An 18,915-nucleotide genomic window follows, 5' to 3' on the forward strand; every position below is an offset into this window, starting at 1 on the left:
TCCGCGCAAGTTTGTGAGGGGCGCGCCGCCCGGTCAGGGTAGTGCCCCGGCCAGTCTCGGCTTCGATGGGCAATCCGATTCCGTCCGGCAGCTGCGTGACGGGTTGGACGCCAGCCTGTCGGGCTTTGGGCTTCATGTGCTGACAGGCGAATCCGGTAGCGGCAGAACGCGTGCAGCGCGCTATCTCTGGACGCAATCCGGCAGGAATGGCCGGTTCGTCTCTGTCATCGACCGGCTTTCCTTCGAGGAAGCCCTGACGGATGCAACGACGGGTTGTCTTTTTATCAATGAAATCGGTCTGGCGGAGCCTGGTCTTCAGGCAGCTCTGATGCAGATGCTTCACGGCAGAGATACCGGAGCGCGCCCTGCTGTTATCTGCACGAGCTCCTGGACGCCTGCGCGTCTGGTTCAGGATCGTCGCATGGGTGGAACACTGGGCGACGTTCTGGCTTCGCGTAACCTGTCCGTGCCTCCTGTTCGCGACAGGCATGCCGATCTGTCGGCGATCTGTGCGGTATGGATGGGGCAGGGTGGTAGTCAGCTCGTTCTGCATGACGATTGCCTGCCTGGCTGACCCATCAGGACTGGCCGGGTAATTTCCGGCAGATGAGGCAATTGCTGCATCACGCATCTCAAAGCGCTCAGGGGGCTCTGCTCACCGCTTCGCGCCTGGCCGATCTGCATCGCGTCGATACAACGCCCGATGCATCGTCTTTTCAGGGGCTGATGGCGCGCTATCTGCTTCCATGCTTGATCTCGAAACAGACATACAAGGCACGCTTCATGCGCGTGTGCTGGCAGAGGTCGAGCGCCCGCTTTTCCGGCTGGTGCTGAAGGCGACCGACGGTAATCAGATCAGGGCCGCAGCTCTGCTCGGAATCAACCGGAATACGCTGCGCAAGCGTTTGCAGCTTCTTGGCATTGAAGTGGGCCGTTCTCGATCATGACAGACAATGACGTGTCACACCGCTCTCCCGATGAAGGCCGTATGACTGAAGAAGCTGATCCGGCACCGGGGAGTGATTTCTTCGCAATGCGCTCGCTTGTCCGGCATGTGAGCCGCCTGAAAACCGCCATGGTGCTGGCTTGCGCGGCGCTTGTCCTGCTGGTGACGACCTTTGTTGTTCTGGCGCGCGGGCTTTCCTTTGCCTATCGCCCGCAGATCGAGGCGGTCGTATTCCTGCTCGACTTCATCGTGCTGCTTCTGCTGGGAACGGCGGTCATCATCCGCGTAGGACGCATGCTGGCCGAGCGTCGCAGGGGGCTGGCAGGGGCGCGGCTCCATGTGCGGTTGATCACGCTTTTCGGTGTGGTGGCGGTGGCCCCTACCGTGGTGATCGGCGGTCTGGCAGCGCTGTTTTTCCATTTCGGCATCCAGATATGGTTTTCGAACCGGGTCAATACGGCGCTTACCGAGGCGCACGATGTCGCGGCCGGCTATTTGCAGGAGCATAACGACAATATCCGCACAGAGGCCTTCGCCCTCGCAAATATCATCATCACGGCCAATAACGACGAGATGTATCGCCACGGCGTCGACTTGATGCGCGACCCAAGCCAGCTCGGAATGATGCTCGATGTCGAGGCGACCGAACGCGGGCTGAACGAGGCTGTGGTTTTCGATTCCTACACCAACAAAGTTGTTGCCTCGGGCGGTCTTGCGGCCCTGCAAGGCCAGCAACTGGCTTTGCCCCCCAAGGATGCCACGACGCTGGCCCGCACCAATGACGTGGCCATTCTCGACAGTCCCGATGAGAGAACCGTGCGTGCGGTAGTGAGTCTGGGGCCAAGCTCGGGGTTGATGCTCGTCATCACCAGGCCTGTTGACGCCAAGATTCTTGAGCATATGCGGCACACCGACGCGGTGGTGTCGGAATATCAGCGATTGAATGCCCATCGCTCGGCCATCCAGATCAGTTTCGTGCTGATCTTTGCCATGCTTGGTCTTCTGGTGTTGAGCGTTGGTATGCTGACTGGGCTCGTTCTCGCCAAGCAGATCACCCAGCCGCTGGGCCTGCTCATTCTGGCCGCAAGGCGCATCAGCGAGGGGGACCTTACTGTGCGTGTGCCTGAAGCGCGCGGCCGCGACGGGCGAAAGGACGATGAGGTCGGCACGCTCTCGCGCGCTTTCAACCGCATGACGGATCAGCTTTCGACCCAGCGTACTGAGCTTATGGTCGCATACGAACAGATCGATGAGCGCCGTCGCTTTACGGAGACCGTTCTGTCCGGCGTTTCTGCAGGGGTGATCGGTCTGGACGCGGATCAGGTCATCGAATTGCCCAACAGGGCGGCGTCGCGTCTGTTGCAGCGCGATCTCGATGAGTGCATCGGTCAGCCTTTGAGCGATATGGTGCCTGAATTCGTCGGGATGCTCGACCGCGCGCGGTCCGAGCCCGGTCAGGCCCATACGGCCGAAATTCAGATCGACGCACCTGAAAAGAGCGCGACCCTGGGTGACGGGCCGAGTGTCGGCAGTGCCGGGCGTACCCTGCTTGTGCGTGCGGTAGGCGAGCAGCGGAGCGACGAATCGACCGGTTATGTGGTGACATTCGACGATATTACTGCCCTGCTCTCCGCCCAGCGCAAGGCGGCCTGGGCCGATGTGGCGCGACGTATCGCCCATGAAATCAAGAATCCGCTGACTCCTATCCAGCTTTCGGCCGAGCGGCTGAAGCGTCGCTTCATGCGCGAGATTAGCTCCGACCCCGAGACGTTCGGGCAGTGTGTCGATACGATTGTTCGGCACGTTGGCGATATCGGCCGCATGGTCGATGAGTTCTCGTCTTTCGCCCGGATGCCACAGCCCGTGCTGAAGGATGAAGATTTGGTGCGCCTTGTGCGCGAGGCGCTGGTGTTGCAGCGCAATGCCCACCCTGAAATCGTTTACGACACAGAGTCTCTGCCGCCCAAGGGGCCGATTGTGCGCTGCGACAGACGCCTCGTAGGGCAGGCTCTCACCAATCTGTTGCAGAACGCTGCCGATGCCATCGCCATGGTGGTGCCGGATCATGAAATTGTTTCAGTCGGGAATGGGGGTGATCCCGGCGAGGCGAAGGGGCGTATCAGGGTCTCGCTGATTGTGAACGGGGCTGAAGCTGCCGTTCAGGTGACGGATGATGGCATTGGTTTGCCTTCAGTTGACCGCCACCGCTTGACGGAACCGTATATCACGCACAAACCGAAAGGGACGGGACTCGGGCTCGCGATCGTAAAGAAGATCATGGAGGATCACTCAGGTGGCATCAGACTGGAGGACCGGCCGGACGGACGGGGCACCGTCTCGACGCTCACCCTGCCGGTGCGTGATCAGAGCCTCGAACCGGGTGGAGCGGGCAAGGAGCAATGAACGTCTGATGAGGGATGCGCATGGAGCATGAAATCCTGATCGTCGATGACGAGCCGGATATCCGGCTTCTCATCGAGGGACTTCTTCGCGATGAAGGCTATGAAACGCGCGTTGCGGCAAATTCGGACCAGGCTCTGGCAGCGTTCCGGGCCCGTCGTCCGTCGCTGGTCATTCTCGATATCTGGCTTCAGGGCTCGCGTCTGGACGGGATCGACCTTCTCAAGGCCATCAAGGCTGAAGAGCCGGGTCTGCCTGTCGTGATGATTTCAGGCCATGGCACAATCGAAACCGCAGTTTCGAGCCTGCAGCATGGCGCTTATGACTTTATCGAAAAGCCGTTTCAGACCGATCGTTTGATTCTGGTGGCTCAGCGCGCCCTTCAAGCGGCGCGCCTTGAGCGCGAGAATGCCGAGCTGCGTTTGCGCTCCGGCAACGAAACCATGCTTTTCGGTGAAGGCCCTGGTATCAGTGCCGTGCGCGGCCAGATCGACCGTGTGGCGCCTACCAATTCGCGCGTGTTGATTACCGGCCCGGCTGGCTCGGGTAAGGAAATTGCGGCGCGGATGCTCCATTCGCGTTCACGGCGCGGTTCCGGGCCGTTTATCGCCCTGAATTGCGCCACGCTGGCCCCCAACCGCTTCGAGGAAGAACTTTTCGGTATCGAAGGGCAGGCCGACGGCACCATGCGCCGTACCGGTGTGCTGGAGCGCGCTCATAAGGGAACGCTGCTTCTCGATGAAGTGGCTGACATGCCACTCGAAACACAGGGCAAGATCGTCAGGGCGCTTCAGGATCAGACATTCGAGCGTCTGGGCGGCGCGGCACGGGTCAAGGTGGATGTGCGCGTCATTGCCACCACCAATCGCGACCTTCAGGGCGAGATTACCCTTGGGCGCTTTCGTGAAGACCTCTATTATCGTCTTGCCGTGGTGCCTCTGCGTCTGCCCTCGCTGCGGGAGCGGCGCGAGGATATTCCGGCTCTGGCGCAGCATTTTCTGCAACGCTATGCCGAAAATGCTGGTCTTGCCCCACGTGAATTGTCGGTGGATGCGTTGGCAGCACTGCAATCCTACGAATGGCCGGGCAATATCAGAGAGCTGCGCAATCTGATGGAACGCCTGCTCATCATGATGCCGAATGGCCAGGATCTGATCCGCGCTGACATGTTGCCGAGCACTGTGAGTCAGGGCGCACCCTCGATGACCCGTCTCGATGCAGGCGCCGATGTCATGGCACTGCCGCTACGCGAAGCGCGCGATCTGTTCGAAACCCAATATCTGCAGGTGCAGCTTCTGCGCTTTGGTGGCAATATCAGCCGCACGGCCAATTTTGTGGGGATGGAACGCAGTGCCCTTCATCGCAAGCTGAAGCAGCTGGGCGTCACCCCGGAAGATAGGACCCTGTAGGTCTGGAAACCAGATTTCAATGAAGTTAGGATAGGGCTACAAAGCCAGAGGGACGTTGAATGCGTCTATCTCTGGTCCTCAACGGGGGCCTCCACATACCGGAAAAGAAGAAGAGCAACATTGGCCAGAGCAAACCCAACCCCCGCCTCGACCGCCGCTCCGTATACGGAGTTCACCCCGGGTGAAACCGTTCAGGATCTCTTTCTGCAGCACCTGCAGGAGCATGGCCTGCCCGTGACCGTGTTTCTGGTCAACGGCGTGAAGCTTCAGGGTGTCATTCCTCGCTTCGATCACGAGACGATCATTCTGCGTCGTGATGGCCATACGCAGCTCGTCTACAAGCATGCCGTCAGCACGATCATGCCCGTCGCTCCCCTGGCGCTGTTCGCGCAGGATGGCGAGATCGAACTGTAAGGGCAGGAGTTTTCCCAGAACGTGTCAGTGACGACCAGTACGACGCCTCCCGCGACACGCGCCGCGGTTATTCTTCCCTGGGAGCGCCCGACACCGAATGACGAGTTCCGCGCTGCCGAAGCCCGTCTGGAAGAGGCGGTCGGGCTCGCCTCTTCGATCGGTCTTGTGGTGGTCAGGCAGGCTGTGCTCGCCATAAGGGCCGTGCGTCCGGCAACGCTGTTCGGCAAAGGCCAGGTCGAACAGCTCGCCGAGCTTGTGGAGGAAAACGACGTCAAGGTCGTGATTGTCGATGCCAAGCTCTCGCCGGGCCAGCAGCGCAATCTCGAAAAGGCGATGAACTGCAAGGTTCTCGACCGTACGGGCTTATTCTCGATATTTTTGGCGCTCGTGCCGCAACGCGTGAAGGCGTCTTGCAGGTTGAGCTTGCCCATCTGGAATATCAGCGATCGCGCCTGGTGAGGCTGTGGACCCATCTTGAGCGTCAGCGCGGCGGGTTCGGCTTTCTAGGCGGACCGGGCGAAACCCAGATCGAGGCCGATCGCCGCATGATCGACGAGCGCCTCGTGCGTCTGCGCAAGGACCTCGATCAGGTGCGGCGGACACGCGGCTTGCATCGCTCGGCGCGCAAGAAGGTGCCTTTCCCTGTGGTTGCGTTGGTCGGCTATACCAATGCGGGCAAATCGACGCTGTTCAATGCGCTGACAGGTTCGGCCGTGCATGCGCAGGATCAGCTGTTTGCCACGCTGGATCCAACCATGCGCGGGCTTCGCCTGCCTTCGGGCCGACGGGTCATCCTGTCGGATACAGTGGGATTCATCAGCGAATTGCCGACCGAGCTTGTTGCGGCCTTTCGTGCCACGCTTGAAGAGGTGGCTGAGGCGGATATCGTTCTTCATGTACGCGATGTGGCGCATCCAGATAGTGCCGCTCAGCGAGCCGATGTGATCAATGTGCTGGACGGCATGGTGCGCGACGGCATGCTGGACGAAAACTGGCCCCAGCGCACGATTGAGGTGCTCAACAAGGCCGATCTCATGGGCGGGATCGAAGCTGTACCCCGCCATCCGGGCTGCGTGGCCATTTCGGCGATCACGGGCGAGGGTCTGCCCAATCTCTATTCGAAGCTCGATCAGCATATGACCGCGTCGATGGTGCTGACACGCATTCGTCTCGAGATCACCAATGGTGCGGCGCTCGCTTGGCTGTATGAGCATGGCGAAGTGCTTGAGCGACTGGACCAGGAGGTCGAGATCCTGCTCGATGTCCGTCTTTTCGAGCAGGACCGGTCACGCTTTGGCCAGCTTTACCCGGATTGCCTTGTATCTGCCTGAAATCGTCCCGATACTGCCTATGAGGGGCGATCGGGATGAAAGTCCCTCATGGGGAGGGCAGACAGGTTGAAGGCTGAGGACATCATGATGACGGCACGACCCTCGGTCGTGACCCGCACGCTTCTAGACGATCTCTCCCTGATTGCCCGTGAAGCGGCGTCCCGCATCATCATGCCGCGGTTCGGGCAGCTCGCTGAAGGAGACATCCGAACCAAGACCTCGCCTTCCGATCTGGTGACTGTGGCTGATGTGCTGGCTGAAGACTATATCGCCGATAGGCTGAAGCTGCTGATGCCCGAGGCGCTTCTGATCGGTGAGGAGCGCTGTAGCCTGCATCCGGCGCTGATTGAACAGGCGGTCAAAGCCGATCTGTCGGTCACCATCGATCCGATAGATGGCACAGCAAATTATGCGGCCGGTCTGCCGGTTTTCGGGGTCATGATAGCCGTGTTAGAGAGGGGTGTACCGGTAGCCAGTGTTATTCTCGACCCGGTCACGCAATCGGCGTCGCTTGCCTTGAAAAATGAGGGGGCATGGTCTGAAGACCAGACAGGGCATATCACCCCCCTGCATGTGGCGGCACCATTTCAGCGCATCGAGGAAATTACGGGCAAGATCGCGTGGCGTACCCTGCCTCTTGGCGACACCGTTCTGGCTGATCATAATCTGAGGGCGATGACGGGGCTGTGGGACCTGCGTTGTGCGGCTCATGAATACCGCTTGGTCGCTGCTGGCCACGGTCATGTTCTCGCCTATAGCCGCACCTGTCCATGGGACCATTGCCCGGGTTGGCTGCTACTTCATGAAGCCGGGGGATATGGAGCGCGACTCAATGGCGCAACCTATCACGCTTCCATTCCCGGGCGCGGTCTGCTTTATGCACCCGACAGGAAGAGCTGGCATCTCATTCATGATGCACTGGCGTTGTCTTTCTGACCAATCTTCAAGTATTTGTGTAATCAGAAACCACGTTTACTCTTCGACGTTCTTTGTTCAGGAACAAAGGAGAGGTTTTATGGCCGTTCAAGACCCAGTACTTTATGCAGTATGCGATGGCGAAAAGGCCCGCTTTCTGCGCTACGATGGCCAGCAGATGCGTACGATCCAACGTTTTGGCGCCCATGACAAGGGAACTGACGCCGCAGGTGATGTTGCCTCCATCAAGGAACCCCGCTCGGATCCAAAGGTTCAGGTGAAAGAACGTTTCGCCCGACTGATTGCCGATGAAATCGAAGCGGCTCTCAACGGCAATCCCGCCCTTGAAGGTCTGGTTCTCGCGGCGGCGCCCCATGTGCTGCATGATATTCGCGAGCATCTGTCCAAGGCGACGAGCAAGAAGCTGATCAAAAGCGAAAGCAAGGATCTGACCAACATCCCGGATCAGGATCTGCTCTCTCACTTCGATCGTCCTGCGACTGGTTGGCCAAAACCGTAACCGGACACATGGTGCTCCGACTGGCTGGTTCGGATATCAGTCTCGCTGAACGGTTGTCTTATGCGCGGCATCCGTTCAGCGGAAAGACCCCGGTACGCGCGCTTCTTCAAGCAGAGAGGCTTACAACCTCATTGTCTTGATATCTGTGAGCTTACCGGCTGAGTTTCCGCCTTTTTTGTCAAAGGACGACATAGCGTTCCCACGCATTTTCGATTGTCGTTGAAAAGACGATCGAGCCACCATGGAGCGAAGTGGCAAGCTCAGATCCGTTGCTGATGAGGTAATAGGCGCCCTTCTTAACAAAAACTATGGTTTTTGCCTGTGTTCTCCTGTCAGGAGACAGACCTATTTTTCCGTCTTGCTGCACCAGCCTGTATTCCTCTCCAAGAAGAGTTACGCAAGCTGGCTGGTCTGTCTCATGATTCAGCGGGTCGGGATAGACAGGGATCATCGTTGGGCCGCGACCAGTAAGAGGCTCAACCGTCAGACATTTATTTTCTATATCGTAACAAACGATCCTCTGGTGGCAGTCCAGGCAAAGCGGGCCGGTAATATTATTGGCCGTCAAGGCTCGGTCTGTATATCTTCCGGTCCGGAGACAGCCAGATTGGTCACCAGCTTGCGCTTGAGGCGTTTTGCGAGTTCGTGTTCGCCGCGCAGGGATGCCGTGTAGATGACCCCCAGAATGAAGCCGATATGGGAAAAAATGAAGATTCGGTTTTTCATCGAATCAATCTGATCGGAGGCGAGAGCACGCGCGACAAGTTTCATATGGCGTGGCTTGGCGCGAAAAAGCCGGTTTCTCAGATTGGCCGGGTTCCTTCGACGCTGCACGCATATCTCGCGTTGCACTCGTGCAGACTGACCGCTCGATAAAGCATCGATAATGGATGAAATCGATTTCGATCCGGCCATGCTTTCGTAAACGACATGACCAGTGTGAAACGTAGGTATATGAATGATATCGGGGCTGACGTTACAGAGAAGTCTGGTGTGGTAGCTGTCTGTCTTGTCATGTGGATCTGACAGAACGAAGATTTTACCCCTGACGTCTCCCATCTTGACGGACATTCCTGTCATCTTATGTGTAAGATACTGGTGATAAGTCTCGTCGATGTCGCACTCATCAGGATGAATGGAGATTTTTGGAGACAGCGCCATGACGTAGTCGGCGGAAAGCTGTTTCGAGAACTTGATTGCGGCATAGCCGCCCATGGATTGACCGAAAACGAGCCGATCCCGTCCAAATCCGATTGTAGCGTTCATGACCTTGATGGCGGCTTGCATCTCATCGCTGAGAAACCAGTTCGGTTTCTTTGTAGCAAACCCGATGACGTCGATATCTTTTATACGCGCAACGTTCTTGAGCATAAAAAAGTCTCTGGCCGCGTTTTCGAAATTGAGGCCAGTAAAAGTAATCACAGTGTAGGGGCTGCTTCCCTTGTGATGGTGCAGTACGATCTCGTCGCCTTCATACAAGATCATAGCTCTACGCCTCGCTTCTTATTTGTTGGCTCCTGATAACTTGTGAATGAATGCGACAAAACAGGAAAATTGCTACCTTGTGTTGCGCTTTTTTGACGTAAGGTCGCGCCAGGCAAAGAATGTCGAATCTGAGGGGCGCGCTGGTCGCGTGCCCACTCGATTTCTTCTGACTAATCAGGTCGACAATATTAGCTCAATCAAAGCGCGCCTCGCGCCTGGTAGGTTCATCAGACGAGACGTTCTGGTTTTGCCTTACATGGAGAGAAGCGGCTCGTCCGATTGTTCTGCGATCAATCCATGGCGGCGGCTATGCAGCCCTTCGACGCGGACCTTGATTGATCGTCCCTGTAGTTTGCTGACAATCTTCTCAAGAATATCGACCGAGGTGATGTCCCAGAATGTCGCATCGGCCACGTTGATTTCGACGATTTTCGCTTGGGTCTGAAAGTCGACAGCGTCATAGAGCATGTCAGCCGAGGCGAAGAAAACCTGGCCATGCACGATATAGACATCCACATCCTCGGATTTTCGTGTCTCGATACGAAGCATGCCCATTGCCCGCCAAGCGAAGAAAACACCGCTCAGCAAAACACCGACCGCTACGCCTGCCGCGAGATCATGAGTGGTGACGGTCACAAGCACAGTCACGATCATGACAAGGCTCGACAATTTGGGGTGGCGCATCACGTCTCGTAGCGAGCCCCAGGCAAAGGTGCTGACCGAAACCATGATCATGATGGCGACGAGGGCGGCCATAGGCACTTTGGCAACGTAATCATGCAGAAGTACCATCAGAGCCAGCAGGAACGCCCCTGCCGTGAAGGTGGAAAGGCGCCCGCGCCCGCCATAGCGCAGATTGCCGACCGTCTGGCCGATCATGCCGCAGCCAGCGATGCCGCCGAACAGTCCCACGGCAATGTTCGAAATGCCCAAACCCGTGCACTCCATGCGCGGCTCGCCATGTGTGTCGGTATGGTCGTCCACTACGCCGGCGGTCATCAGGGACTCAAGCAATCCGACAGAGGCCATGGCCAGCGCATAGGGCATGACGATTTCGAAGGTTTCGAGTGTGAAGGGTACATGCGGGAAAATGAGCGAGGGCAGGCCATTGGGCAGCGCGCCGAGATCGGCCACGGTATGAACGGGCATCGGATGCCAGATCGTGATCAGCGTCAGCACAACGATGCAGATCAGCGGTGAAGGAATGGCCGTCGTCAGGCGCGGCAGCAGATAGATGATGGCAAGGCCCAGGGCGATCAGGCGTAGGTATGCCAGGTAACATGAAGCATCTGCGGCACCTGTGCCGAAAAGATCATGATGGCCAAAGCGTTGACGAAGCCTGTCTGCACTTCTTTTGAGACAAACCGCATCAGCACATGCAGGCGCAGCAAACCGAAGACGATCTGCATCGCGCCAGCGATCAGCGTCGCCAGAAACATGTAATGGATGCCATGATGATGCACGAGGGCGGCGGCAACAAGAGCGACCGACCCGGCTGCTCCCGAGATCATGCCCGGCCTGCCGCCCGTAATGGCAATGGCTACGCTGATGACGAAAGAGGCATAGAGCGACACGGCAGGAGAGACGCCTGCAATGTAGGAAAAGGCGATGACTTCGGGAATGAGCGCAAACGTGCCCACCATGCCAGCCAGCACCTCACGCAGCGGGCTGAAAGCCCACTGTGCGCGATAAGTCGAGAGATTCAAGGGACGACTCCTTCGGGTGAAAAACGATCAGACTTTCTCGTCGTATTCCGGCCCGACGCGGCAATGGCGTCGCAAAGGTAGAAAGAGCCGTGCAGGATCGCAAGGGGCCGCGTAAAGGAAAGCGCGTGATGACCTCCTGTTTACCTGTTTCTCCCGGCACTATCTTTGTATTGAGGCGCAGTATCAGGCATTCCCCGAGAGGCGTGCCGGGTCTGACAAAAGAATCTCGACAAAGGGGCTAGACGTCTGCCCTGCATTTCTCTACATCGGGCATCGCTGTGTGGCGGATGTAGCTCAGTTGGTAGAGCGCCGGTTTGTGGTACCGGTGGTCGCGGGTTCGAGTCCCGTCATTCGCCCCAGCATTTTCCTTGAAAATTTATTTCCTAATATACACTGGGCCAGTGTGGGCATGTGTCTCTTGCCGCCCGTGAGAGCCGGCGCAGCTTATCGTATTCATATCGGGCGTAGTTGTCGTCGCAACCACCCAGCGTCAGCCCCGATAAATACGGCGGGACCAAGATTTGTATTGCATGGATCTGACCCGAGCTCAGAGGTCATATATGGCGATGTCGGTGAAGCGACTCAGACACCGAATATCGACGACTTCCAGCTTTTCTCTGCAGACTGCCGCCCCGGGAAAAGGGTGATCGGAGCAGGTTTCATGCCCCGACCCATGTCTCACCTGTCTTCAGACGCGCCCATAACCGAAGCTGTCGCGTGCCCGAGGGGCTAGACGGCAGCAGAGCCAGCCACTTTCACCCATGTCGGGCGTATTCTGATCTGTAGCCGGGGTCAGATAGCGTTGGGCAGCAATACGTAATGGGTGATGTGCAGTTCAGGCCCCTTGAGAAACACGTTGCGCCAGATCTTGCCATCGACCGTGTATTCCTTGAGCGTCCAGGTGCCGTCGAGCGTGTCGGAGCGATTGAACATCATGTCTTCCGCCCAGAAAGACTGGCGATGGAGGCGGTAGCTGCCTGAACTGGCCGTCGGTGTTCCATCCAGAACCAGTTCGATCGAGATATTGCCCTGCGGCGTGGGAAGCGGGTTGAACCCGTACCAGTCACCGAAAACCGGTCCCGTGGGGTCGGTGCAGCCTGCAAGCATACCGAGCGAGGCAAGAGCGAGGGTAAGGCTGCCAAGGCGCGACAGGGATTTGAACAGGCGGGTCATGGGTGTTTTCCGGCAGGAAGAGGGAAAGCAGCGTTCGGTTTCTGAAAGAGTTGGGCTAGCCCGTCTTTCAGGGAAAGGGGCGTAAACCCCAGGCGATCCTGCATAGGCTGTATCGAAAATGCCTTGTCTTCAAGTAGACGCCTGATTTCCGCGCGCCCGATTGCAGGAAATCCTGGTAGTTTCGATGCCAGAGGGGCCAGAACTTCCAGAATTGCACCGGGCACAGGCAGGAAAAGGCGGCGACCCAGCCTGCGGCGTCAAGAATGGCCTCGATAAAGCCGCGATAGGTCACGGGCTGCGGCCCTGCGATAACAAGAGCTTCAGGTCCTTGCATCTGCCCGGCTTCGGCCAGATCGAGTGCCGCCACGACGGCGCGGGTGACGTCATCCTGATAGACGGGCTGAACCAGCGAGCGTCCGCCATTGGGTAGAGGTACGAGTGGCAGGCGGCGCAGCAGGGCGGCGAGGCGCTGCACATTATCCTCCCCCTCAGCCCCGTAGATCATGGTCGGATGCAGGATCATGCCGTCGCGGCCCGATTCCAGCAGGGCGCGTTCTCCCGCAAGGACGCCATTGCCATGTGCATCAGGCCAGCGCGTGAATTTCCGGGTGCTTCCGAGCGCGATGAGGCGGGCACTCGACGGAGAAGCTGTCAGAATGGCAGGAACAAGACGGGCGTGCGCGGTCGAGACGATCCTCTTCGCGTCGTGAAGGGCAGCGGTCACTGCATGCTGATCGTTCAGATCGGCCTCGCGGGCCAGATCACGAAGCTCAGCTGACAGCTTGCCGGGGGCTCGCACAACCGGAATGACGGTCTCGCCTCGGGCCAGCAGGGCGCGGGCGATTGCTGCGCCCGAGCGGCCGGTGGCGCCGATCAGATGAACAGGTGAGAGCATACTCAGTTGAGGCTCGATGACAGGATGGGTGGCGAGGCCCAGAGCTGGACCAGGAGGGATCGGCTGAAAATTTCGGCCCAAGACGTTTGCCCGATCCGGCGCTGATCGGCTCGGGGGGATGAAAGGAGATTGTGAGACTATGACCGGATGGGGCGAGCATGAAGGCTGGCACGGCATTGAGCCGGGCACCTTCTGAATGAGCAGGGCAAGAGGCAGGGCCATCGCGCTTTTCAGCTGCGCCAAAGACTGGTTCCGTTGTGCGGCGATACGGGTCAGCAGGCCGTCGAGATTGGAGGCGTCGTCGTGATAGGTCACATCCAATGAGTTTACTGCAGGCTCCCCACCATTTTCGACATTCATCATGATCATCTTCCATTCGAAACTGAAAGATCCGGGGGTAGTGCCTGTGAAAGCGATTGTGCTGAGAGATGTTTTCGTATCGGTCGTGAGGTCCTGAACGAGGCTTTCGATATGGATACCATCCGGCAGAAAGGGGGCGAGGACGGAGGAGGGGGTTAAGCCCAGCGCGACGTTGCGCGACTCGCTCTTGACGAAAATCTTGTCGCCGTCTTTCCAGCGTCGGGCTGTATTCATCTCGCTTCGCGCATGGGCGCCCAGAAGGTTGAAGGCCAGCCCGTGCGATTCTGACCGGCTCGGTGTTTCCGACACATCCGTGATAGGCGTAAGCGGCTTGTCCTGCACTGCGCCCCATGACTGATAGAGCTGTTCGCCCCAGGCGACGATGCGCGCGTATCGTGTGCCGTTCTCGTGCATGTCTTCCAGATCGAAGGCGAGCTCGGAACTGGGTAATTTGGTCAGTTCATGAAGTTTTTGTGCGGCAAGACTGTCGCTCGCGCAGGAAAAATGAGCCCCCTGAAGCGCGCCGGCATTGCCGTCATCATGACCATAATTCTCGAGAGAAGCAGAAGCAACGTGCAGAGCACAGTGATCGGCTGTGCCCAGAACCACGTCGTGGATCTGTCCGTGACGGAAATGTATCTGCGAGAGGGGGGGCAGCTCGTTGAAATTATGCTTTTCCCGGCTGACGGGGGGGAGGAGCAGCTTGCTCAGTGTGAGGTCGCCGATCTTGCCGCTTGCCACCCCGTCGACAGTGATGCCTTCTGCGTGGATTTTTGAAAAACTCAGCCCGGTGGTCAGATAGCCACTCGGATTGTTGACGGTCAGCACGCGCGCGCTGAGAATCGTCTCTCCTCGTATGAAGCGGGCATTATCGAACCCTGCGCCACGTGCGAAGAAGCGCGGATAAGCGTGGTCGTATTCGAAACGGGCATCGGGGGGGAGATTTGCGCGGAAGCTCGCCAGAGCACGCTGAAGCTCGGCCTTTGATTCGTGCGTACGCCAATACCCCCCAAACCGACAACAACGAGGCACAGGCCTGCGACTAGCAAAGGTCTCTTCACGTCAGATCATCCTCAACAAGGTCCGCTTCAACAGATAGCGTGCATGTTAGTCCGGCTTTGCAACAGGAACAATCTCGTTACTTTTTATGCGGTATTATAATACCTCTGCCGAAAAAGTGGCGGAATTCAGCCGTTTTCCCTGAGGTGGGAAGAGTCGAAAAAGCTTGACCTCGAGCCCCGCGGCCCTCATAACGCGCCCCCAATACCAACACATGTTGCTGGATCAGTCCGAACCATGAAGACCACACTTTCGTTGAAGCCTGCAGAGGTGACGAAAGGCTGGACCCTGATCGACGCCGAAGGGCTCGTTCTTGGCCGCCTCGCCACCATCATCGCGACCCGCCTGCGCGGCAAGCACAAGCCCCAGTACACCCCGCATGTCGATTGCGGCGACAATATCGTCGTGATCAACGCCGAGAAGATCGTCCTGACCGGCAACAAGGTGGGGCAGAAGCTGTTCCATTACCACACGGGTCATCCCGGTGGCATCAAGGAGCGCACCATCACGCAGCGCCTTGAGGGCAAGAACCCCGGCAGCGTGATCGAGAAGGCTGTCGAGCGTATGATCACGCGCGGCCCGCTCCAGCGCGCCCAGATGAAGCATCTGTACGTTTATGCCGGTGACAAGCACCCGCATGAAGGCCAGCAGCCGGTGAAGCTGGATGTTGCGTCCATGAACCGCAAGAACACCCTCAACGTGATCGAGGCCTGAGAGATATGTCTGAAACTCAAGAGCGCACGGGTACGCTTCAGGACCTCGCCGGTATCGCTCCCGCCACGCAGGCTGGTCCGGTTCACGAAGTCAAGCGCGACGCACAGGGCCGTTCCTATGCAACGGGCCGTCGTAAGGACGCCACGGCACGTGTCTGGATCAAGCCTGGCAAGGGTGACATCATCGTCAATGGCCGTGCGGTCACGACGTATTTTGCTCGTCCGGTTCTGCGCATGCTGATCACGCAGCCTTTCCTGCTGACGGATCGCTACAACCAGTTCGACGTGTATTGCACGGTCAAGGGCGGCGGTCTGTCCGGCCAGGCTGGCGCAGTGCGTCATGGCATTTCGCGCGCCCTGACCCATTACGATCCCGCTCTGCGCGGCATCCTGAAGGTTGCAGGCTTCCTGACGCGTGACAGCCGCGTCGTCGAGCGCAAGAAGTACGGTCGCGCCAAGGCACGTCGTTCCTTCCAGTTCTCGAAGCGCTGATTTCTGCCGGGGCTTCGGCCCCGTTGGATTCGACGCCGTCAGAAAAACCCGCCCTCTCACGAGGCGGGTTTTTTTTATTGCGCCGAGTTGTTTTTCTAATCCAAACGCGAATATACGTCATATTCGTTCACATAATTGCGATCTGGACCTCTCAGACTCGACAAGGAAGGCTTTCAAAGCCCCGATTTGTAACGGAGATCGTAATGTATCGAATTTCGGTTCAGAGGTATGAACGTAAATTCGATTGTTTGTATTTTTATCAGGATTATAGGGAAATCATCAATCATCGTTAACCAAAACTAATAATCGACATAGAATCAAGGTCTCGCAAGTTGTCTCGGATATAATCTGGGTCTGCGTAAATGCTGAGATCTGGTCGGTTTGAATGCGGAGGTTATGCGACCCCTTTCACACAGTTTCCTGGAGCGGAATATATTTTCCCTGCTGCGGATAATGGATGAGAAGCCGAGTTATGACGACGTCGATCAGTGGTGTCTGGAGCGCAGTTCTTCTGAACGGAAAAACCGTTTACCAAAGCGGCGCATCCGTCATTGATGGGCCGGTTTCGTTGGCGGGAACAACCCCCCTTCTTTACGTCACAAGTGGCGCCATTGTTGCCGGCCTCATGTCTCCCATGTCGTCCTGGACGGCTCAGTGGGGAAGCGCGATTATTCAAAGTGGTGGGACGTTGCAGGACTCTGCACTTCAGAGTGTCGTAGCCATAGTCAGTTCAGGGGGGGTACTGACAGGTAATACGCTCAATCATACTGGCGACAAGATAGCCGCAGGCGGAACTGTCACCAATAATGTCAAATATAATGGCGGTGACCTCACGGCAGGACAGGGCGCGCAAATAGGTAATTTGTCGATCAGTCAGGGAAGCTCCCTTCTGAGTGGCGCGGTGTGGTCGGGTGGCACCGTACAATCGGGCGGTATGGTCAGCGCGACGAGCGGCAGTCTTGTGAAGGATGCGGTTGTCTCCAGTGGGGGGCAGGTGCAGGTATTCTCAGGCAGTACCGCCCAGCGTGTCCTGACCTCGGGAACAGGGTTGGGCAATGCCGGCAACGGGATTCAGGGATCTCTGATTCTGAGCACTGGTGGTAGCAGTCTCGATGCAGTAATCTAGGGAGCTACATGGCCGTGCAGGGCGCCGGTGCGCTCTCACAGAATGCCTACGTCACCTCGAATGGCTGGCAGGATGTCGGTTCGAACAATAATGGTGCTACAGGTGGTGGCACCGCGTCTTCTACGACCCTGATCAATGGCGGCGCACAATTCGTCAAGGGCGGCGTAGCGGTGAATACGCTTGTCTCGTCGGGAGGCATGCAGGAAGTCGCTGCCGCAGGTACGGCTTTTGGCGGTACCGTTTTTTCAGGCGGACTGCTTCAGATCGACGGTGGCGGTACTGGCGTCAATAATATCGTTCTTGCTGGCGGTCAGGCTGATGTTCGAGGGATCGCGCAAGCATCCAACGGCCTGGCATCGGGTCTTGCCGTGCAAAATGGCGGTTCTGCAGTCAGTTTGAGCGGCGGCACGCTCCGCGATATTTCTTTTCTCAGTGGAGCTAGAGGTATTGTTTCGTCGGGTGGCTCGATCAGTCAATCGGTTATCTCGCTTGGAGGTCAGGCGCGGATATTTTCGGGTGGAACGGCGACCAGTTTAACCGCAATCGGTAATGGCTGGTGGGGTATGGGCGCAGGTGCTGTTCTGGTTGGGTCGGGCGGCACGGCGTTCAACACGGTCCTGTCAGGTGCCTATCAGGCGGTGCAGGGGCAGGGCGCCTATACCGAAAATACTGTGGTCACGAATAGTGGCTGGCAGGATGTCGGCCTGAATTCATTTGACGGCCTGTATGGCGGCGGTGTCGCCTCAGGCTCAACGCTTGTCAGTGGTGGCAAGCAATTTGTCAGCGGTGGCACGGCCTGGACGACGATCATCTCTGCAGGCGGTACGCAGTCTGTCATGCTGAGAGGCATCGCATCTGGATCCATCATTGCGTCAGGTGGCACGATGGCTGTGCTCTCGGGCGGTACGGCTTTCAACGCCAGTGCGGCGAGCGGCGCAATGGCGACTGTCTCGCAGGGTGGCACGGCAGTTGCATCCGGTGGCGTTGCATCCGGGGTCAGCATTCTGAGCGGTGGATCTGCCTGAGCATCAGCGGCGGTCAGATTACTGGCTTCACGGTGCAGGGAGGTGGGCAGGCTGTTGTTTCCGGCGGCGGAACGATGAGCGACAGCTTTCTCTGGCTTGGGGGTCAGGCGCGGATACAATCGGGCGGTACAGCGTCCCAGCTCAGAGTCATCGGTAATGGCTGGTGGGGTATGGGCGCAGGTGCTGTTCTGGTTGGGTCGGGCGGCACGGCGTTCAACACGGTCCTGTCAGGTGCCTATCAGGCGGTGCAGGGGCAGGGCGCCTATACCGAAAATACTGTGGTCACGAATAGTGGCTGGCAGGATGTCGGCCTGAATTCATTTGACGGCCTGTATGGCGGCGGTGTCGCCTCAGGCTCAACGCTTGTCAGTGGTGGCAAGCAATTTGTCAGCGGTGGCACGGCCGTTACAACGATCATCTCCGCAGGCGGTACGCAAACCGCCATGCTCGGCGGTGTCGCGTCCGGCTCTGTTGTCTCGTCTGCAGGGTTTATGACTGTCCTTTCGGGCGGCACCGCATATGGCGCCAACGCAGTGAGTGGGGGGCGCGTCCTGATCGCTGGAGGGGGTGTCCTTTCCGGGGGGATAATTGCCTCTGGGGCGACATTAAGTGGGTCAGCCGGAGCTCTGTGGACAGGAAATATCAAAGTAGGGGTGGCTGTCTCAGGGGGGAGTATCGTCTCACAGGGGATCACGGAAATCCTTTCGGGGGGAGTGCACGCGATCTCTTCGTTGCATCGGGAGGCACTCTGCAAATCGATGCCGGGGGTACACTCATTGGGCTGGCAAACCTTGCAGCAGGCGGTAACGCGACGTTGGATGGGACTGCTGGAGGAACCGTCAATCTTGGCGGACAGGGGTTCAGTCTCTGACCCTCACGGGAACGACAAGCCCGAATTCGATTATATCCGGCTTTAACGGGACATCCCCTGGCTCCTCGGATCAGA

The 18,915-nt window shown here is 58.1% G+C and carries 15 protein-coding genes, 1 tRNA gene and 3 pseudogenes; 14 read left to right on the plus strand and 5 right to left on the minus strand.

Going from position 1 to position 18,915, the window contains the following annotated elements:
• The first annotated feature begins 13 nt into the window (after window positions 1-13).
• The 8 genes and pseudogenes from JCM25414_RS02365 to JCM25414_RS02400 all read left to right on the plus strand — a co-directional run bounded on the left by JCM25414_RS02365 (window position 14) and on the right by JCM25414_RS02400 (window position 7,935).
• Window positions 14-574 carry a DNA-binding transcriptional response regulator gene (locus tag JCM25414_RS02365; RefSeq protein WP_025840601.1) on the plus strand — a complete coding sequence of 187 codons (561 nt, stop codon included), beginning with the start codon at window positions 14-16 and terminating at the stop codon, window positions 572-574.
• 172 nt (window positions 575-746) lie between these two features.
• The gene (locus tag JCM25414_RS02370; RefSeq protein WP_025840602.1) at window positions 747-947 is read left to right on the plus strand and encodes a helix-turn-helix domain-containing protein; all 201 of its coding nucleotides are present in this window, start codon (window positions 747-749) and stop codon (window positions 945-947) included.
• A gap of 41 nt (window positions 948-988) precedes the next feature.
• Complete coding sequence (locus JCM25414_RS02375; RefSeq protein WP_408734862.1) at window positions 989-3,349, plus strand: sensor histidine kinase NtrY-like; 2,361 nt, start codon at window positions 989-991, stop codon at window positions 3,347-3,349.
• A gap of 20 nt (window positions 3,350-3,369) precedes the next feature.
• Window positions 3,370-4,755 (plus strand): nitrogen assimilation response regulator NtrX, encoded by a 1,386-nt coding sequence (gene ntrX / locus JCM25414_RS02380; RefSeq protein ID WP_025840604.1) that lies wholly within the window; start codon window positions 3,370-3,372, stop codon window positions 4,753-4,755.
• Window positions 4,756-4,875: 120 nt separating this feature from the next.
• Window positions 4,876-5,169 carry an RNA chaperone Hfq gene (hfq, locus tag JCM25414_RS02385; protein WP_025840605.1) on the plus strand — a complete coding sequence of 98 codons (294 nt, stop codon included), beginning with the start codon at window positions 4,876-4,878 and terminating at the stop codon, window positions 5,167-5,169.
• Between the two features lie 27 nt (window positions 5,170-5,196).
• Window positions 5,197-6,500: pseudogene (gene hflX / locus JCM25414_RS16330) on the plus strand (GTPase HflX).
• A gap of 84 nt (window positions 6,501-6,584) precedes the next feature.
• The gene (locus JCM25414_RS02395; RefSeq protein ID WP_199897571.1) at window positions 6,585-7,436 is read left to right on the plus strand and encodes an inositol monophosphatase family protein; all 852 of its coding nucleotides are present in this window, start codon (window positions 6,585-6,587) and stop codon (window positions 7,434-7,436) included.
• A 79-nt stretch (window positions 7,437-7,515) separates the two neighbouring features.
• The gene (locus tag JCM25414_RS02400; protein WP_025840607.1) at window positions 7,516-7,935 is read left to right on the plus strand and encodes a host attachment protein; all 420 of its coding nucleotides are present in this window, start codon (window positions 7,516-7,518) and stop codon (window positions 7,933-7,935) included.
• A gap of 178 nt (window positions 7,936-8,113) precedes the next feature.
• Here JCM25414_RS02400 and JCM25414_RS02405 read toward each other — a convergent pair whose 3' ends face one another.
• The 3 genes and pseudogenes from JCM25414_RS02405 to JCM25414_RS16335 form a co-directional block, all read right to left on the minus strand.
• A complete protein-coding gene (locus JCM25414_RS02405) occupies window positions 8,114-8,386 on the minus strand; it encodes a hypothetical protein (RefSeq protein WP_148300914.1) in 273 nt (90 codons plus the stop codon).
• Between the two features lie 113 nt (window positions 8,387-8,499).
• Entirely contained in the window at window positions 8,500-9,414 is a 915-nt protein-coding gene (locus JCM25414_RS02410) for a hypothetical protein (RefSeq protein ID WP_148300915.1), read from the minus strand.
• A gap of 258 nt (window positions 9,415-9,672) precedes the next feature.
• A pseudogene (locus JCM25414_RS16335) lies at window positions 9,673-11,126 on the minus strand (SulP family inorganic anion transporter).
• A 283-nt stretch (window positions 11,127-11,409) separates the two neighbouring features.
• Between JCM25414_RS16335 and JCM25414_RS02420 the strand changes: the two are divergent.
• A tRNA-His gene (locus JCM25414_RS02420) sits at window positions 11,410-11,485 on the plus strand.
• Between the two features lie 433 nt (window positions 11,486-11,918).
• On the opposite strand, the gene JCM25414_RS16340 is transcribed toward JCM25414_RS02420, so the two are convergent.
• Both JCM25414_RS16340 and JCM25414_RS16345 read right to left on the minus strand, forming a co-directional pair.
• The gene (locus JCM25414_RS16340; protein ID WP_025840610.1) at window positions 11,919-12,299 is read right to left on the minus strand and encodes a hypothetical protein; all 381 of its coding nucleotides are present in this window, start codon (window positions 12,297-12,299) and stop codon (window positions 11,919-11,921) included.
• Window positions 12,296-13,194: pseudogene (locus JCM25414_RS16345) on the minus strand (NAD(P)H-binding protein). The gene JCM25414_RS16340 and the pseudogene JCM25414_RS16345 overlap by 4 nt, the downstream one beginning before the upstream one ends.
• Window positions 13,195-14,850: 1,656 nt before the next feature.
• Between JCM25414_RS16345 and rplM the strand changes: the two are divergent.
• The 5 genes from rplM to JCM25414_RS02455 all read left to right on the plus strand — a co-directional run bounded on the left by rplM (window position 14,851) and on the right by JCM25414_RS02455 (window position 18,886).
• Window positions 14,851-15,327, plus strand: coding sequence for a 50S ribosomal protein L13 (gene rplM, locus JCM25414_RS02435; protein ID WP_023977905.1), 477 nt, complete (start codon window positions 14,851-14,853; stop codon window positions 15,325-15,327).
• A gap of 5 nt (window positions 15,328-15,332) precedes the next feature.
• Window positions 15,333-15,818, plus strand: coding sequence for a 30S ribosomal protein S9 (gene rpsI / locus JCM25414_RS02440; protein WP_025840611.1), 486 nt, complete (start codon window positions 15,333-15,335; stop codon window positions 15,816-15,818).
• Between the two features lie 472 nt (window positions 15,819-16,290).
• A complete protein-coding gene (locus JCM25414_RS02445; RefSeq protein WP_025840612.1) occupies window positions 16,291-16,944 on the plus strand; it encodes a hypothetical protein in 654 nt (217 codons plus the stop codon).
• A gap of 8 nt (window positions 16,945-16,952) precedes the next feature.
• A complete protein-coding gene (locus JCM25414_RS02450) occupies window positions 16,953-17,969 on the plus strand; it encodes a hypothetical protein (protein WP_025840613.1) in 1,017 nt (338 codons plus the stop codon).
• A 74-nt stretch (window positions 17,970-18,043) separates the two neighbouring features.
• Entirely contained in the window at window positions 18,044-18,886 is an 843-nt protein-coding gene (locus JCM25414_RS02455) for a hypothetical protein (RefSeq protein WP_025840614.1), read from the plus strand.
• Window positions 18,887-18,915 lie beyond the last annotated feature (29 nt).

This window comes from Asaia platycodi JCM 25414, assembly GCF_000614545.1.
Lineage (GTDB): Bacteria > Pseudomonadota > Alphaproteobacteria > Acetobacterales > Acetobacteraceae > Asaia > Asaia platycodi.

What these genes read in the sequence shown, in the direction of transcription:
- JCM25414_RS02370 (WP_025840602.1), top strand. Translation starts at nt 747, where the DNA reads ATGCTTGATCTCGAAACAGACATACAAGGCACGCTTCATGCGCGTGTG.
- JCM25414_RS02375 (WP_408734862.1), top strand. Translation starts at nt 989, where the DNA reads ATGACTGAAGAAGCTGATCCGGCACCGGGGAGTGATTTCTTCGCAATG.
- ntrX (WP_025840604.1), top strand. Translation starts at nt 3,370, where the DNA reads ATGGAGCATGAAATCCTGATCGTCGATGACGAGCCGGATATCCGGCTT.
- JCM25414_RS02395 (WP_199897571.1), top strand. Translation starts at nt 6,585, where the DNA reads ATGATGACGGCACGACCCTCGGTCGTGACCCGCACGCTTCTAGACGAT.
- JCM25414_RS02400 (WP_025840607.1), top strand. Translation starts at nt 7,516, where the DNA reads ATGGCCGTTCAAGACCCAGTACTTTATGCAGTATGCGATGGCGAAAAG.
- JCM25414_RS02405 (WP_148300914.1), bottom strand. Translation starts at nt 8,386, where the DNA reads ATGATCCCTGTCTATCCCGACCCGCTGAATCATGAGACAGACCAGCCA.
- JCM25414_RS16340 (WP_025840610.1), bottom strand. Translation starts at nt 12,299, where the DNA reads ATGACCCGCCTGTTCAAATCCCTGTCGCGCCTTGGCAGCCTTACCCTC.
- rplM (WP_023977905.1), top strand. Translation starts at nt 14,851, where the DNA reads ATGAAGACCACACTTTCGTTGAAGCCTGCAGAGGTGACGAAAGGCTGG.
- rpsI (WP_025840611.1), top strand. Translation starts at nt 15,333, where the DNA reads ATGTCTGAAACTCAAGAGCGCACGGGTACGCTTCAGGACCTCGCCGGT.
- JCM25414_RS02445 (WP_025840612.1), top strand. Translation starts at nt 16,291, where the DNA reads ATGACGACGTCGATCAGTGGTGTCTGGAGCGCAGTTCTTCTGAACGGA.
- JCM25414_RS02450 (WP_025840613.1), top strand. Translation starts at nt 16,953, where the DNA reads ATGGCCGTGCAGGGCGCCGGTGCGCTCTCACAGAATGCCTACGTCACC.
- JCM25414_RS02455 (WP_025840614.1), top strand. Translation starts at nt 18,044, where the DNA reads ATGAGCGACAGCTTTCTCTGGCTTGGGGGTCAGGCGCGGATACAATCG.